This window comes from Xenorhabdus bharatensis (genome assembly GCF_037996705.1).
Taxonomy (GTDB): domain Bacteria; phylum Pseudomonadota; class Gammaproteobacteria; order Enterobacterales; family Enterobacteriaceae; genus Xenorhabdus; species Xenorhabdus bharatensis.
Genome location: NZ_JBBMXG010000025.1, coordinates 33,478 through 49,219, shown reverse-complemented (window position 1 = coordinate 49,219; position 15,742 = coordinate 33,478). Strand labels below are relative to the sequence as shown.

Annotated in this window: 14 protein-coding genes and 1 riboswitch; of the genes, 8 read left to right on the top strand and 6 right to left on the bottom strand. The window is 47.0% G+C overall.

Annotated elements, in window-relative coordinates:
• The first annotated feature begins 585 nt into the window (after positions 1-585).
• Both purH and purD read left to right on the top strand, forming a co-directional pair.
• Positions 586-2,175: a bifunctional phosphoribosylaminoimidazolecarboxamide formyltransferase/IMP cyclohydrolase gene (gene purH, locus AAC855_RS18725; protein WP_340611579.1), complete on the top strand. Its 1,590-nt coding sequence runs from the start codon at positions 586-588 to the stop codon at positions 2,173-2,175.
• Positions 2,176-2,331: 156 nt separating this feature from the next.
• A complete protein-coding gene (gene purD, locus AAC855_RS18720) occupies positions 2,332-3,630 on the top strand; it encodes a phosphoribosylamine--glycine ligase (protein ID WP_340611574.1) in 1,299 nt (432 codons plus the stop codon).
• Between the two features lie 50 nt (positions 3,631-3,680).
• Here the strand turns inward: purD and AAC855_RS18715 are convergent, their stop codons facing one another.
• The 5 genes from AAC855_RS18715 to hemE all read right to left on the bottom strand — a co-directional run bounded on the left by AAC855_RS18715 (position 3,681) and on the right by hemE (position 7,255).
• Positions 3,681-4,334, bottom strand: coding sequence for a DUF1481 domain-containing protein (locus tag AAC855_RS18715; protein ID WP_340611578.1), 654 nt, complete (start codon positions 4,332-4,334; stop codon positions 3,681-3,683).
• Between the two features lie 50 nt (positions 4,335-4,384).
• On the bottom strand, positions 4,385-4,657 hold the full coding sequence (gene hupA / locus AAC855_RS18710; protein ID WP_099109277.1) for a nucleoid-associated protein HU-alpha: 273 nt from the start codon (positions 4,655-4,657) through the stop codon (positions 4,385-4,387).
• Between the two features lie 184 nt (positions 4,658-4,841).
• Positions 4,842-5,432, bottom strand: coding sequence for a YjaG family protein (locus AAC855_RS18705; protein ID WP_228860433.1), 591 nt, complete (start codon positions 5,430-5,432; stop codon positions 4,842-4,844).
• Between the two features lie 76 nt (positions 5,433-5,508).
• Positions 5,509-6,186: a deoxyribonuclease V gene (nfi, locus tag AAC855_RS18700; protein ID WP_340611576.1), complete on the bottom strand. Its 678-nt coding sequence runs from the start codon at positions 6,184-6,186 to the stop codon at positions 5,509-5,511.
• 4 nt (positions 6,187-6,190) lie between these two features.
• Positions 6,191-7,255: a uroporphyrinogen decarboxylase gene (hemE, locus tag AAC855_RS18695; protein ID WP_340611572.1), complete on the bottom strand. Its 1,065-nt coding sequence runs from the start codon at positions 7,253-7,255 to the stop codon at positions 6,191-6,193.
• Between the two features lie 425 nt (positions 7,256-7,680).
• Here hemE and dcp point away from each other — a divergent pair, with 425 nt between their 5' ends.
• Entirely contained in the window at positions 7,681-9,879 is a 2,199-nt protein-coding gene (dcp, locus tag AAC855_RS18690; RefSeq protein WP_340611570.1) for a peptidyl-dipeptidase Dcp, read from the top strand.
• Positions 9,880-9,954: 75 nt separating this feature from the next.
• Here the strand turns inward: dcp and nudC are convergent, their stop codons facing one another.
• Positions 9,955-10,734, bottom strand: a complete 780-nt coding sequence (gene nudC, locus AAC855_RS18685) for an NAD(+) diphosphatase (RefSeq protein WP_340611568.1) — start codon at positions 10,732-10,734, stop codon at positions 9,955-9,957.
• 296 nt (positions 10,735-11,030) lie between these two features.
• Here nudC and AAC855_RS18680 point away from each other — a divergent pair, with 296 nt between their 5' ends.
• The 5 genes from AAC855_RS18680 (at position 11,031) to thiS (ending at position 15,736) form a co-directional block, all read left to right on the top strand.
• Positions 11,031-11,705 carry an HAD family hydrolase gene (locus tag AAC855_RS18680; RefSeq protein WP_340611567.1) on the top strand — a complete coding sequence of 225 codons (675 nt, stop codon included), beginning with the start codon at positions 11,031-11,033 and terminating at the stop codon, positions 11,703-11,705.
• 75 nt (positions 11,706-11,780) lie between these two features.
• Positions 11,781-11,905, top strand: a riboswitch (TPP riboswitch).
• A gap of 142 nt (positions 11,906-12,047) precedes the next feature.
• Positions 12,048-14,033 carry a phosphomethylpyrimidine synthase ThiC gene (gene thiC / locus AAC855_RS18675; protein WP_340611566.1) on the top strand — a complete coding sequence of 662 codons (1,986 nt, stop codon included), beginning with the start codon at positions 12,048-12,050 and terminating at the stop codon, positions 14,031-14,033.
• The gene (thiE, locus tag AAC855_RS18670; RefSeq protein ID WP_340611564.1) at positions 14,017-14,730 is read left to right on the top strand and encodes a thiamine phosphate synthase; all 714 of its coding nucleotides are present in this window, start codon (positions 14,017-14,019) and stop codon (positions 14,728-14,730) included. Before thiC ends, thiE begins: the two co-directional genes overlap by 17 nt.
• Complete coding sequence (locus AAC855_RS18665; RefSeq protein ID WP_340611562.1) at positions 14,724-15,527, top strand: HesA/MoeB/ThiF family protein; 804 nt, start codon at positions 14,724-14,726, stop codon at positions 15,525-15,527. Before thiE ends, AAC855_RS18665 begins: the two co-directional genes overlap by 7 nt.
• Complete coding sequence (gene thiS, locus AAC855_RS18660) at positions 15,524-15,736, top strand: sulfur carrier protein ThiS (RefSeq protein ID WP_340611560.1); 213 nt, start codon at positions 15,524-15,526, stop codon at positions 15,734-15,736. The genes AAC855_RS18665 and thiS overlap by 4 nt, the downstream gene beginning before the upstream one ends.
• Positions 15,737-15,742: the final 6 nt, after the last annotated feature.

The following is a 15,742-nucleotide window of genomic DNA, read 5'->3' as shown; positions in this document are numbered from 1 at the left end:
GTTAGTTCGTAATGAATTAACTGTTCAGTCACTCTTCAAGACTTTAATCTTTTTTTGCCTTTCGGCATGTCGATAGTGTCTTGCGAGTGCCCACACAGATTGTCTGATTATGTTGTTAAAGAGCAATGGCAACCGGAAGTGTCTTCCGTGTTGCGAGGCTGCGTATCTTACGCTTTTCGCCTCCGGAGTCAAGCGTTTATTTTCGCTTTCGTTCCGCTGGCCTCAGCGGCTGTGTTCAGCTCAGCGTCGGTCAGTGGTGGCGCATTATAGGGAGTTTTTCGGCCCTGACAATAGTTTTTTTGAAAAAAATTATCGTTTGCTGCATTACACAGCAAAAGGCCGCTTTATACCAAGTTACACACAATGTTATCAACAGAGCGATATTTTGGTAAAAATTGTCGAGCATCGCGCAAACGTTTGCGTTACAATCTGAGCGGAAAAAATCGCCATGTGCTTTTTTCTGCTTGTTTTGAAATGTTATTGTGAAAAGCTATTTTTTCTTGGAATGGCGTTTTTCTGACCTAAATGGCAGATATTTTTCTCAATAACACATTCTTGTTTGATGAAATCCAAGGGATCACACCAATGCAACAGCTTCGCCCTATCCGTCGTGCCCTGCTGAGTGTTTCTGACAAAGCGGGTATTGTTGAATTTGCTAAGGCTTTATCTAATCGTGGTATTGAACTGCTTTCAACGGGAGGAACTGCTCGCCTGTTGGCTGAGGCAGGTCTGAATGTCACTGAAGTTTCCGACTATACTGGTTTTCCTGAAATGATGGATGGCCGGGTGAAAACACTTCATCCCAAAGTACATGGCGGCATTCTTGGCAGACGCGGGCAGGATAATGAAGTGATGGAGCAACATCAGATTGCACCGATTGATATGGTGGTCGTTAATCTTTACCCCTTTGCCCAGACCGTCGCGAAACCGGATTGCTCTCTGGAAGATGCTGTAGAGAATATTGATATTGGTGGCCCGACAATGGTTCGCTCCGCGGCTAAAAACCATAAAGATGTTGCGATTGTTGTCAACGCACAGGACTACAACAAGATTATTGAGGAAATGGATAACCATCAGAATTCCCTCACTCAACCCACCCGTTTCGATTTAGCTATCAAAGCGTTTGAGCACACGGCTGCTTATGACAGTATGATTGCCAACTATTTTGGCAAACTGGTTCCGGCTTATTATGGCGATAACGATCAACCATCAGGAAAATTCCCGCGCACACTCAATCTCAACTTTATTAAGAAGCAGGATATGCGCTATGGCGAGAACAGCCATCAGGATGCTGCTTTCTATATAGAAGAAAAAATCACAGAAGCCTCTGTCGCTACAGCAACGCAATTACAGGGCAAAGCTCTTTCCTACAATAATATCGCAGACACTGATGCCGCTCTGGAATGTGTGAAAACTTTCGCCGAACCCGCTTGTGTCATTGTCAAACATGCTAATCCTTGTGGTGTGGCGATCGGAACGGATATTCGTACTGCTTATGATCGGGCATTCAAAACCGACCCAACATCTGCATTTGGTGGGATTATCGCGTTTAACCGTGAACTGGATGCTGACACCGCTAAAGTCATTATTGAGCGCCAGTTTGTCGAAGTTATTATTGCTCCTTCTATTAATAAAGAAGCATTGCCTATTCTGGCAACCAAACAAAATGTCCGCGTTCTGTCATGCGGCGAATGGAATTCATCGGTTGCCGGTCTGGATTTCAAGCGCGTTAATGGGGGTTTATTGGTTCAGGATCGCGATTTAGGCATGGTAACAGAAGCAGAATTGCAGGTAGTTTCCAAACGTCAGCCAACAGAACAGGAAATGCAGGATGCCTTATTTTGCTGGAAAGTGGCTAAGTTCGTTAAATCCAATGCTATCGTTTATGCCAAAGATAATATGACTGTTGGCATTGGCGCAGGCCAGATGAGCCGGGTTTACTCCGCCAAAATTGCAGGCATTAAGGCCGGTGATGAAGGTCTGGAAGTTCAGGGGTGTGCGATGGCTTCTGATGCTTTTTTCCCATTCCGCGATGGTATTGATGCCGCGGCTTCAGTCGGTGTGACTTGTGTGATTCAGCCGGGTGGTTCTATTCGCGATGATGAGGTCATTGCCGCTGCTGATGAACATGGCATTGCCATGATTTTCACCGGTATGCGTCATTTCCGCCACTAACCAGCCCCAACACTTATACCCAATGGATTTTAAGTTGCATCGCGACGGCAAGGGAACTCATCCCCGGGAGCATAGATAACTATGTGACTGGGGTGAGCGAGTACAGCCAACAAAGAGGCAACTTAAAAGACGAAGGGTATATAATGAGAGATAATAATGAATATACTAATCATCGGTAGTGGTGGACGGGAACACGCACTTGCATGGAAAGCTGCACAATCTCCGCTGGCAGAGCAGGTTTATGTCGCTCCGGGCAATGCAGGAACAGCTCTGGAGCCGAATTTGAAAAATGTGGATATTGCCGCAACAGATATTGAGGGATTACTGGCATTTGCTCAAAGCCATCATATTGATCTCACGATTGTAGGGCCAGAAACACCACTGGTGATTGGCGTGGTTGATGCTTTCCAGCAGGCTGGGCTGACAATTTTTGGCCCGACTAAAGCCGCCGCACAATTGGAAGGGTCTAAAGCCTTCACTAAAGATTTCCTTGCTCGTCATCATATTCCAACAGCGGCTTACCAGAATTTCACCGAAATAGACCCCGCACTCGCTTATCTGGAACAAACAGGTGCTCCGGTTGTCATTAAGGCCGACGGGCTAGCGGCAGGTAAAGGTGTCGTTGTCGCCATGACAATCGAAGAAGCACAGAGTGCAGTTAAAGATATGCTGGCAGGTAATGCGTTTGGCGATGCCGGTCATCGGATTGTTATTGAAGAGTTTCTGGATGGAGAGGAAGCCAGTTTTATTGTCATGGTGGATGGTAAAAACGTCGTTCCTATGGCAACCAGTCAAGATCATAAGCGGGTAGGTGATGGTGATACCGGGCCGAATACCGGTGGAATGGGCGCGTATTCCCCTGCTCCCGTGGTCACTGATGAAGTCCACCAGCGGGTCATGGAAAAAGTCATTTATCCGACCATTAAAGGCATGGCTGCGGAAGGAAATACTTACGTCGGTTTTCTGTATGCCGGTTTGATGATTGATAAGCAGGGTGAACCGAAAGTTATCGAATTTAACTGCCGCTTTGGTGATCCTGAAACACAGCCTATTATGATGCGCCTGCGTTCCGACTTAGTTGAATTGTGTCTTGCTGGTGCAAAAGGTCAGTTAGATGGCAAAACCTCTGAGTGGGATAGCCGTTCTGCGCTGGGTATCGTGCTAGCGGCAAACGGTTATCCGGCTGATTATTCTAAAGGTGATGTCATTACTGGTCTGAATCAAAACCCTCAACCCAGTGAACCACAGTCTGATGAAAAAGTTTTCCATGCTGGAACGGCTTTGAAAGATAAAGAGGTAATCACTGCCGGTGGTCGTGTTTTATGTGTTACGGCATTGGGGAACAATATCGCAGAAGCTCAGACAAAAGCTTACCTGAGAGCAGAAAAGATTAACTGGAAAGGCTGCTTTTATCGTAAAGACATTGGCTACCGTGCTATTGCTCGTCTGAAATAACGATATTCAGAAAAAAAGCCAGTAATAAAAAGTCGGCGAAAGTAACAGGTTTACAGTTTATCTTTCGTCGGCTCCCAAAGACAAAAATCGTCATTGGCCACTAACAATAACTGTTTACCTTCTGGTGAGTCCAGCCACGCAATGGTGAGTATGCCATAACTGTTTTTACTTCTTTCTTCGAGCCATGCCTGTGACTGAGGGTCAAACTCAATAGATATTTTCTCCCCTGAACAGGTAGTCACTTCACCGTTCTGCCAGTGCCCCTGCATCAGTTTTACCTTCCCGGCAATCAGAACATCACTGGTTTCTTTTATTCGGCTGGCATCAAACAATGACCTGATGATGTCATCGTTGGAAAGTTGTTCGCGATGCCCATTAAACTGGCGTTGCATAAAAACGATGTCGTCGTCTTTATCGAACCGCAGGATTTCTTCTGTTGGATTATCATTAAACACGTTGCGGCGTATCTGCCACAAATGGCCCTGACGATATTCGTAGAAAGTAACAGTGGTGTTGTTGTGCTGGTAAGGACTGTAAACGCTCATGATAACCTGAGGTTTACTGTTTTGATCATTCAGACGCCATAGGCGGATAACGCCACCATCGGTAATGAAACCACTGGCACTGAAAGTGGGTTCGTTCGGTTTGACTGAGCAGGCGCTGAGCAATGAGATAAACCCCAATGCTAACAGCCCCTGTATCATCAACAAAAGGGGCGTTGACTTCCCCTCTTTTTTCTTTTTCCGCAATACGATTACTTAACTGCGTCTTTCAGAGCTTTACCAGCAGAGAAAGCAGGTACGTTTGCAGCTGCGATTTTGATTTCTTTACCAGTCTGTGGGTTACGACCAGTACGCTCTGCACGATGATTAACTTTGAAAGTACCAAAGCCAACCAGTTGCACTGCATCACCGCTTTTCAGAGATTCAGTGATTGCAGCCAAAGTTGATTCCAGAGCAGCTTTAGCCTGAGTTTTGGTCAGATCAGCACCTGCTGCGATTGCATCAACTAATTCAGTCTTATTCATAGATTATCCTTACAGTGTGTTTATCGTTTGCAAAGCATCGAGTGCGACGGATATGCCGATTTGACAGCACCCCTGCATACACGCACCGATAGCCACTTCTTTTCGCCCTCAATTTAGAACAGAGTGAGGGCAAATGTGAAGTCTTTAAATCCGGCAAATCAAGCACTAAGTCACGTTTTATAACTTATTGCTCTAAATTTATGCCGATATTGCTGACTCCGCACTCACGGAGATCAGCCTTTAATCCTTTAATTAATTCTATGTCCCGTTCTTCGCAGTTCGCCAATAAACGGTAAATCTCCCATTGAATATCCCATTCCTCTTCAATGGCAGGCAATGCCTTTAATTCATCCTCTGTCATTTCCTGACCAGCCTGCGTCATTTCCAGCATGGCGACAGTACGGATGGATATTTCACTGACGGCTATTGCATGCTCTAACGTTGAACCACTCAAACGCGAATGAATGACTTCACCTAATGCAATACACGCATCAATTGCTGGATACACACCATAAATATCATAGCTATCTGCTGATGGGATAATGGCTTCCAATTTTTCCAGCTGGTTATCAAAATTTACTTTTGCATCTTTGACAACTAATGTTTCCCACACCAGATCAAGAATTCGGCGATATTGTGCAGGATCAGCAAACTCAGTCTGATGGCAAAACGTGTGATAATTCGGATACATCCGCTCACATAGACTAGCCATAAAAGTCAGATGTTGCCAACTTTCAAGCTTCTCCAACCTCAGGTGAATCGGGTTTCTTAACATTAGTCGTTACTCATGATGCCTAATTTGCGCCGAAGTTTACCTGAAAATCAAGAATATCCACATATTTCCGCTTCAATTAAAGACTTTTCTGCATTGTTTGCCTAAAAAACGCTCTATTTGAGGCTATTCCATCAGCCCAACGGGTCGGTTCAGGTAACCTATATCCTTTCATACAGTGTTCAATCCAACCCATGGCGCTATCAATACTGACCTTATGACCAATGGAAATATAGAGTGGATTACACCTTTTTTTGCTCCGCCAGACCAAACCGATCTGTTCACCATGATCGATCAGTGGCTGACGACTTCCCACTACTTCTCCGACAGGAGCATGTTCACCACACAGGCGACTTTTAGCTACCCCAATTGTCGGAACATCCACCAACAAACCAAAGTGGCTGGCAATGCCAAAACGCCTTGGGTGAGCTATCCCCTGACCATCAACCATCACTAAATCAGGACGTAAGTTTAACTTGCCCCATGCTTCAAGCAATGCCGGATATTCACGAAATGAGAGTAAACCGGGAATATAGGGAAGTACAGTCGCCATTCTCGCGATTTGGTATTCTGCCAGCTCAAGAGAGGGATAATGTAAAACAGCGATGGCGGCACGGGTTACCGTGCCGTTTTCTTCAAACCCTACGTCAGCCCCTGCAATGAATTCCGGGATAAAAGAAGCCGGAAGCACATCATGGCGGATCACTCGTTGTGCTTTCTCTGTTTGTTCCTGACGTAGTGCTTTCGTGTTGTACATAGATTTATTGATGATATTTCGCTGACAGCCGGTGTACTGCTTCGACAAAAGCCCCGGCATGTTCTGGCGGAACGTCCTGATGAATGCCGTGCCCCAAATTGAAAATATGCCCATTGCCTGTGCCAAAGTCTTGCAGGATAGTCGAAACCTCCTGCTCAATACGCGCTGGTGAGGCATACAGCATGGATGGGTCCATATTCCCCTGTAGAGCGACTTTATCTCCGACACGACGACGAGCATCAGCAATATTCGTTGTCCAGTCCAACCCAAGCGCATCACAGCCAGTTGCCGCCATTGCCTCAAGCCATTGTCCTCCCCCTTTTGTAAACAGGGTGACAGGTACTCGGCGACCCTCATGTTCGCGGATCAATCCATCGACAATCTTATGCATATATTGCAGGGAAAACTCCTGATAATCGCGCTGGGATAAAACACCGCCCCACGTATCGAAAATCATGACAGATTGTGCGCCTGCTTTAATCTGGGCGTTCAGATATAGAATAACGCTATCAGCCAATTTATCCAGCAACAGATGAAGTGTCGCCGGCTCAGCATACATCATGGCTTTGATCTTAGTAAACGCCTTACTACTTCCGCCTTCGACCATATAGGTTGCCAGTGTCCACGGACTACCGGAAAAACCAATCAGAGGAACCTGCCCTGCCAAAGCCTTGCGTATCGCACGGACAGCATCCATGACATAACCCAGCTCCATCTCCGGATCAGGAACAGATAGCTTTTCTACATCGGCATGGTTAAGGATTGGCGCCTGAAAACGCGGGCCTTCACCGGCTTCGAAATACAGCCCTAATCCCATTGCATCAGGAATAGTCAAAATATCGGAAAACAGGATGGCTGCATCCAGTGGAAAGCGTCGCAAAGGCTGAAGTGTGACTTCACAGGCCAGTTCAGTATTTTTGCATAACGAGATGAAATCCCCCGCCTCCTGCCGTGTTGCTTTATATTCAGGTAAATATCGCCCTGCCTGCCGCATCATCCATACCGGAGTGATATCAACTGGCTGACGTAATAAGGCACGCAGATAACGGTCGTTTTTCAACTCATTCATGACAGGCTCCCTTGATTATCGACAAAAAGCGCCCGCATGATAACACGTCAACCGCCCAACTTCCGTTGTGAGTGCCAATAAATAAACGTTCAGTCATCAATCAACAACCTAAGATGAAAAAAATTTATGTATGGGTTCACAAAACTAGCAACAAGGACTAGGCACTCCGGTCTATCGCTCTCATTATGTTAACCTTGTGTTACAGATATGTAGCGCGCAGGCAATCTGGTATCTCACATTGCCATAATCCTTCACCGTTCGCGCTTTTCAGTTAATCGTTGGATGAATTGGTTTACGTTAGTTAATTGACGGTCGTTAATGGGCTTTCGTTAAGCGGCCATCGTCAATCGACTGTCTCAAAGCTCTTATAAAGTCATTTTTATTGATAAATAACCTATAAAATTTACATGGAGGAGTTTCGACTGATGCGTTTATCCATTTTAGTACTGGCTATTGGCTTAGCATTAGGCACTCAGGCGCAAGCCGAAGAAAATAAACGGGGATCCGGCCACACTAGCGTATCAGGTGGTCAGATAAAGGAGATAAGTGTGACCGATAAAGTTGACCAACAACAGGATAAGAATAATCCTTTCTTCTATACCAGCGAACTACCCTTCCAGGCCCCTCCGTTCGATAAAATAAAAGAAACAGACTACTCACCTGCAATCACGGCCGGTATTAAACAGAAGCTGGAAGAAGTGGAGAAGATCGCCAATAATCCCGCTCCGCCTGACTTTGAAAATACCTTTATCGCACTGGAGAAAACTGGCACGACGCTGGATCGGGTAACAAACGTATTTTGGGCGATGACCTCAGCGAATACGACTGACGGTCTACAAAAACTCAGTGAGGAAATGTCACCAAAACTGGCGGCAATGAATGATGAGATAATGCTGAACAGTAAACTGTTCAACCGCATCAAAACCGTTTACCAACAGCGCGAAACACTGAATCTGGACTCAGAATCGCTCCGTCTGGTAGAAGTCATCTATAAGCAATACGAATTAGCGGGTGCCAATTTATCTGATGCCGATAAAATAAAGCTGAAATCATTAAATCAGGAATCGGCAACCCTTCGTACTCAATTTACCAATAAATTGTTAGCAGCAACTAAAGATGGCGCTCTGGCGGTTAAAGATAAAAATCTGCTGGCCGGGCTGTCCGATGGCGAAATGGCTGCGGCTGCACAGGCTGCCAGTGAGCGTAAGCTGGATAATCAATGGCTGTTCGTATTACAGAACACGACCCAACAACCGATTCTGCAAGATCTGAAAGATCGCGATACACGTAAGGCGTTATTCGAAGCATCGTGGAACCGAGCGGAAAAAGGGGATGATAACGACACACGCCAAACGCTGTCCCGCTTAGCGAAAATCCGGGCTGAACAGGCTAAATTGCTGGGTTTCAAAGATTACGCATCATGGAAGTTGCAGAGCCAGATGGCAAAAACACCAGAAGTCGCATTGAAGTTTTTGCGTGATATCGTCCCTGCTGCAACTGCACGCGCTGAACGTGAAGCAAAAGATATTCAAGACGTGATTGACCAGCAGAAAGGCGGCTTCAAAGTGGAAGCATGGGATTGGCCGTTCTATGCCGAACAGGTACGCAAGGCAAGGTATGATTTGGACGAGTCCCAGATTAAGCCCTATTTCGAACTGAATAACGTCCTGAATAACGGTGTGTTCTACGCCGCTACCCTGCTCTATGGCATTACCTTTAAAGAACGCAAAGACATTCCGGTTTATCATCCCGATGTCCACGTATATGAAGTTTTCGATAAAGACGGGCAACAACTGGCGCTGTTCTATTCCGATTACTTTAAGCGTGACAATAAAGCCGGTGGCGCATGGATGAGTAATTTTGTTGATCAGTCCAGACTCTTCGGAACCAAACCGGTAATTTACAACGTTGCCAACTTTACTAAACCGGCTCCGGGCCAGCCTGCGCTGTTATCGTATGATGACGTGATCACAATATTCCATGAATTTGGGCATGCTTTACACGGCATGTTCGCCGATCAGGAATATCCGACGTTGTCAGGAACCAGTACTGCTCGTGACTTTGTGGAGTTCCCATCACAAATTAATGAATACTGGGCTCGCGATCCTAAGGTATTTGCGAATTACGCCAGACATTACCAAACCGGCGAGGTCATGCCACAGGCGCTGATGGATAAAATCAATCAGGCGGATAAATTTAACAAAGGCTATACAATGACTGAGTTGCTGTCAGCCGCATTGCTGGATATGCACTGGCATATGCTAGCCGCTGATAAGCCCCAGCAGGACGTGAATAAATTTGAAGCCGCATCTCTGCAAGAAGACAACATCCATCTCAGCTACGTGCCACCGCGCTACCGCTCCAGTTACTTCAAACACATTTGGGGTGGTGGTTATGCTGCCGGTTATTATGCCTATCTGTGGACAGAAATGCTGGCCGACGATGCGTTTGGATGGTTTACCGAGCATGGCGGTCTGACAAGAGAAAATGGGCAGATTTTCCGCGATAAGATATTGTCACGCGGTAATAGTACAGATCTGGAAAAACTGTATATAAACTGGCGAGGTAAACCGCCAAGTACCGAATCTATGCTGAAAAACCGGGGTCTTACGGAACAAGAATAACCAAGTACCCTGAAATATTGAGAGTTACCTGATAGAAAAAATCGGGTAACTCTCATGATTTGTAAGTATTCACTATCAATATTGGCGACAGTTCTGACGACACAGTGCGACCGTTTCCTCAATCAGACGGCGGGCAATCGTATCAGGCCCGGGGATCAGGGGAAGATCATCATATCGATACCAATCCGCACTGATTAGCTCAACGGGGTCATGCTCAATATCGCCACTCTCATAATCAGCCAGAAACCCCATCATCAATGAATGCGGAAAAGGCCACGGTTGAGAAGTCACATAACGCAGGTTACGGATTTTTATCCCACTCTCTTCCATCACCTCGCGGTGAACCGTCTCTTCAAGTGTTTCACCCACTTCCACAAACCCAGCCAGCACGGTATGAATACCATTGCGATGACGCTGATGTTGTGCCAGTAGAATGTGATCTTCACGGCGGATACCCACAATAATGCAAGGAGCAATCTGCGGATAATAGCGTTCATCGCAATGGTGGCACAGGCAGGCCCACTCGTGCTCAGTCTGCTGCATTTCATGACCGCAATACCCACAGTAACGATGTGAGCGGTAAAACTCAGCCAACTGGACTCCGCGCCCTACCAGCTGAAATAATTGAGGATCCTGTTCTACAATCCGGCGGGGAGAATACATCTCTGATGCCATCTTATGACGGACAAGCCATACTATTTCTCCCAACCACTCGCCGATAGCGTAGGCTACAAGGCCCTGTAATGACCAGCTCTCGGCAGTGCCTAGCGGTAAATCTCCCTGTGGAAGCCAAACTCTGTTTTCAAGGCTGACAATCCACCAGCCTCGTTCTATACCTGTCAGTTTTTTTTGCATTATTGGCTCCATCATGTGTTGTGTCATATGCTGTGATCATTAAGAATATATTAACCAAGTCAGTGTTAATTAAATGTTAACCAAGGTTAATACCATTACAGCATACTCTTCTTCATCGTACTCTGTCTGCAATCTGTTATATTAACAATGTTTCTGAATGTGCATGTTTTCGGATATTCATTGAAGCACGGCAATAACAGTGAGCAGCAATAAAGCAATAATAAGTCACAATAAAATATTTGATTCTCTTTCAACCGACCCTATCCTGTCGATTTCGGATGTGAGGAATAACAACTATGTCACAGCAGGTTGCCATATTTGATCTGGACGACACCCTGATCCGTGGGGATTCCAGTCTACTCTGGACAAAATATTTATGGGAAAAACAGATCATTACTGACCCACGTTTTGTAGAAGCAGATCAGAAAATGATATCGGATTACAGCGCAGGGAAGCTGAACATGCAGGAATACCTGTCAGTCAGTTTGCAAGCCCTCTGCCAAATACCCCATGAACAAGTTGATGTCTGGCTGACGGATTTTGTGGAAACGACAATCAAGCCTCTCTTCTATCCCGCAGCGAAAACACAATTAGATATTTACCGCCAACAAAATATTCCTGTCATTATCATTTCTGCGACTGTTTCTTTCGTGGTGAAAAAAATTGCGGCTGCATTCGGCGTAAAAACCGCAATGGGCATTGATATGGTCATGAAAGAGGGTTGTTATACCGGCGATATTGAGGGTATCCCGACTTTCCGTGAAGGGAAAGTGACCCGCTTACAGCAATGGCTGGCAGAACAGAATTTATCGCCACAACATATCTCTTTTTACACAGACTCAGCAAACGACTTACCGATGTGTTTCTTTGCCAGTGAGGTATTTACGGTTAATGCTGATACAAAATTACAGTCAGCAGCAGAAAAACATGGTTGGAAGCAATTGAGCAGGGCGTTAGCGCCACGGAGTTAATACCTGACATCGGGCCAATACAAAAGGCTCAGTTTTCCGGTTGCAGTTTCCATAATCCCCTTTATACTCTGGGGTGTTTTCTTGTCGGAGTGCCTAGCGTTCAGCGTATATCACGGTGAACACAGGCTGAGACCGTTTATTCGGGATCCGCAGAACCTGATCGGGCTAATACCCGCGAAGGGAACAAGAGTAATCCCTCTGCTGATATGACTTATTGCTTCTGTACAGACCTTCTGCCAGATAACATCGTTCAGCAACCATCATTACTCCCTGCGAGCTCCAGACAAGCAATTTTCTCAACTTAAGCCTGATTACAGGCGATTACACAGTCAGGAATTTGCTATGTCTAATGCTATTACTAACGAAACTGTTACCTCCAGCGCCGATATTATCCCTACAACGGATATCTCCCCTAAAACCCATCCGGCACGTCCACGTAAAGTCCAACGGGATGCCGCACAGGAATTTATCAATTCAATTCAGGGTGTTACCTTCCCCAATTCACGCCGTATCTATCTGGAAGGCTCACGCGAGGATATTCAGGTTCCTATGCGTGAAATTCAGGTATCTCCTACACTGGTTGGCGGGACAAAAGAAGCGCCTCAATTTGAGGAAAATGAACCCGTACCTGTTTATGATACTTCCGGCCCTTATGGCGACCCTGAAGCCGTGCTGAACGTCCACGCAGGTTTGCAGAAAATCCGCCAGCCGTGGATTGAAGAGCGCAATGACACAGAGCCTGTCACAACCCTCAGCTCTGATTTTACCCAACAGCGCCTTGCTGATGCTGGTCTGGATCACCTGCGTTTTCACCATCGCCCCCACCCTTTGAAAGCGAAATCAGGCGAACGCGTTACCCAATTACACTACGCGCGTAAAGGTGTTATTACGCCGGAGATGGAATTTATCGCTCTGCGGGAAAATATGGGGCGTGAACGTATTCGCGGCGAAATTCTGCTCCAGCAACATCCGGGGCAAAGTTTCGGTGCCAACTTACCGGAAAACATTACGCCGGAATTTGTGCGACAGGAAGTCGCTGCGGGTCGTGCGATTATTCCTGCCAACATTAACCATCCAGAATCCGAACCAATGATTATCGGGCGTAACTTTCTGGTGAAAGTGAATGCCAATATCGGTAATTCTTCCGTAACCTCTTCCATTGAAGAAGAAGTTGAGAAGCTGATCTGGTCTACCCGCTGGGGCGCGGATACCGTGATGGATCTTTCCACCGGGCGCTATATCCACGAAACCCGTGAATGGATACTGCGTAATAGCCCGGTGCCAATCGGTACAGTTCCCATCTATCAGGCACTGGAAAAAGTCAACGGCATTGCGGAAAACCTGACGTGGGAAATGTTCCGCGATACGTTACTGGAACAGGCGGAACAGGGAGTCGATTATTTCACTATTCATGCCGGTGTTCTGCTGCGCTATGTCCCGATGACCGCCAAACGACTGACAGGCATCGTTTCCCGTGGGGGTTCCATTATGGCGAAATGGTGTCTTTCCCATCATCAGGAAAACTTCCTCTATACCCATTTCCGTGAAATTTGTGAAATCTGTGCCGCCTACGATGTTTCTCTTTCTCTGGGGGATGGTTTGCGTCCCGGTTCTATTCAGGATGCCAATGATGAAGCACAGTTTTCCGAACTGCATACGCTGGGTGAGCTGACCAAAATCGCTTGGGAATATGATGTTCAGGTGATGATCGAAGGGCCGGGGCATATTCCGATGCAGTTAATCCGCCGCAATATGACGGAAGAGCTGGAACACTGCCACGAAGCGCCTTTCTACACATTAGGGCCATTGACCACCGATATCGCACCGGGTTATGACCATTTCACCTCCGGCATTGGTGCAGCCATGATTGGCTGGTTCGGTTGTGCCATGCTCTGTTACGTTACGCCGAAAGAGCACCTTGGCCTGCCAAACAAAGAAGATGTGAAACAAGGACTCATCACGTACAAAATCGCAGCTCATGCGGCAGATTTAGCGAAAGGGCATCCCGGTGCTCAAATTCGTGATAACGCCATGTCAAAAGCGCGTTTTGAATTCCGCTGGGAAGACCAGTTTAATCTGGCCCTTGATCCTGATACCGCCCGCGCTTATCACGATGAAACATTGCCGCAGGAATCCGGTAAAGTTGCCCATTTCTGCTCCATGTGCGGGCCGAAATTCTGCTCAATGAAAATTACACAGGATGTGCGGGACTATGCCGCAAAACTGGAACAACAATCGGGTATGGAACAGATGTCCGAAGAATTCCGGACACATGGCAGCGAACTGTATCACCGGGCTGAGGATATCAACGATGTTAAATCAGTCTGAAGCCATTTTATCTGAAACCGTTTGCCCTGAAACAGCCTCCTTTGCGCCAACTGAGCATCGGTTGGGGTTATATCCGGTGGTGGACTCTCTGATATGGATTGAGCGGTTACTGGAAGCGGGGGTCAGAACGCTGCAACTGCGTATTAAAGATCTGCCCGAAGATCAGGTAGAGCATGATATCCGGCAGGCGATCGCATTGGGGAAGCAATACAACGCGCGTCTGTTTATCAACGATTACTGGCGTCTGGCAATCAAACACCGTGCTTATGGCGTTCATCTGGGGCAGGAGGATTTAGACATCGCTGATCTCAGTGCCATCCGACAAGCAGGGCTGCGGCTGGGGATCTCCACCCATGACGAACAGGAACTGGCGCGGGCAAAAACCTTACGCCCATCCTACATTGCTCTGGGGCATATTTTCCCGACAACAACCAAAGAGATGCCTTCATCGCCACAGGGCTTAATCGCCCTGAAACATCAGGTCACGCTCACACCTGAATTCCCGACAGTGGCTATTGGTGGTATTTCACTGGAGCGTGTAGCTGATGTGGTCGCAACCGGTGTCGGTGGTGTCGCGCTGGTCAGTGCCATCACTAAAGCGAAAGACTGGCGGCAGGCAACAGCCAGATTGCTTCATTTAGTTGAAGGGACACCTGACAGAAACGTTGAAGAAAATGATCGGAGGCGCTTATGTTGAACGATCAAGAATTTATGCGATACAGCCGTCAATTATTACTGGAAGATATCGGCCCGGACGGACAGGAAAAATTAAAAAACGGCAAGGTGTTAATCGTCGGGATGGGGGGATTAGGTTCCCCTGCCGCACTCTACCTCGCAGCAGCGGGAGTGGGGCATCTTTATCTTGCCGATGATGACAAGTTACATGTCTCAAATCTGCAACGTCAGATCCTCTATCGCACGGCTGATATTCCTGCAGGTAAAGCCGCTCTGGCGGCACAAAAACTGGCTGATCTGAATCCATTGGTTAATACAACCGTCATTAATGAACGATTGGATAAAAAATCACTGACAAACCTCGTCCGGCAGGTCGATCTGATACTGGATTGCTGCGATAACATGGCAACCCGCCATGCTATTAACGCCGCCTGTATCGAAACCGGTAAACCCCTTATCAGTGGCAGCGCCGTCGGTTTCAGTGGTCAGCTTATGGTATTCGAACCGCCTTACCAGCATGGCTGTTATGCCTGCCTCTATCCCGATCAGGAAGAGCCTCAGCGTAACTGCCGTACTGCGGGTGTTTTAGGGCCGGTAGTCGGTGTGATTGGGACATTACAGGCGCTGGAAGCCATTAAAATGCTGGCGGGTCTTCCTTCTTATCTGAGTGGAAAACTGCGATTGTTTGATGGCAGAAAACAAAACTGGAGTACGTTACAGCTGACACCCTCACCACGATGTCCGATATGCGGAACACGACCAGTCATAGGTAAAACAGCAGGCACAGATAAAACCGTTTCAGGAACAGAAATCGTATGAACATTATTGTCAACGATCAAACGATCACGCTGGATACGCCGACAGATAATCCCATGACAATTCAGCAATTACTGGAGCATATGCAGCGTACTCAGTCAGGTACTGCACTGGCTATTAACCAGACCATCATCCCCCGCTCAGAATGGAGTACCCATCAGCTCAATGACGGGGATAATATCCTGCTGTTTCAGGCCATAGCAGGGGGCTAATGCCGG

Bases quoted from the DNA above. Each gene is read 5' to 3' on its own strand.
- purH (WP_340611579.1), top strand. From the start codon at position 586: ATGCAACAGCTTCGCCCTATCCGTCGTGCCCTGCTGAGTGTTTCTGAC.
- purD (WP_340611574.1), top strand. From the start codon at position 2,332: ATGAATATACTAATCATCGGTAGTGGTGGACGGGAACACGCACTTGCA.
- AAC855_RS18715 (WP_340611578.1), bottom strand. From the start codon at position 4,334: ATGATACAGGGGCTGTTAGCATTGGGGTTTATCTCATTGCTCAGCGCC.
- hupA (WP_099109277.1), bottom strand. From the start codon at position 4,657: ATGAATAAGACTGAATTAGTTGATGCAATCGCAGCAGGTGCTGATCTG.
- AAC855_RS18705 (WP_228860433.1), bottom strand. From the start codon at position 5,432: ATGTTAAGAAACCCGATTCACCTGAGGTTGGAGAAGCTTGAAAGTTGG.
- nfi (WP_340611576.1), bottom strand. From the start codon at position 6,186: ATGTACAACACGAAAGCACTACGTCAGGAACAAACAGAGAAAGCACAA.
- hemE (WP_340611572.1), bottom strand. From the start codon at position 7,255: ATGAATGAGTTGAAAAACGACCGTTATCTGCGTGCCTTATTACGTCAG.
- dcp (WP_340611570.1), top strand. From the start codon at position 7,681: ATGCGTTTATCCATTTTAGTACTGGCTATTGGCTTAGCATTAGGCACT.
- nudC (WP_340611568.1), bottom strand. From the start codon at position 10,734: ATGCAAAAAAAACTGACAGGTATAGAACGAGGCTGGTGGATTGTCAGC.
- AAC855_RS18680 (WP_340611567.1), top strand. From the start codon at position 11,031: ATGTCACAGCAGGTTGCCATATTTGATCTGGACGACACCCTGATCCGT.
- thiC (WP_340611566.1), top strand. From the start codon at position 12,048: ATGTCTAATGCTATTACTAACGAAACTGTTACCTCCAGCGCCGATATT.
- thiE (WP_340611564.1), top strand. From the start codon at position 14,017: ATGTTAAATCAGTCTGAAGCCATTTTATCTGAAACCGTTTGCCCTGAA.
- AAC855_RS18665 (WP_340611562.1), top strand. From the start codon at position 14,724: ATGTTGAACGATCAAGAATTTATGCGATACAGCCGTCAATTATTACTG.
- thiS (WP_340611560.1), top strand. From the start codon at position 15,524: ATGAACATTATTGTCAACGATCAAACGATCACGCTGGATACGCCGACA.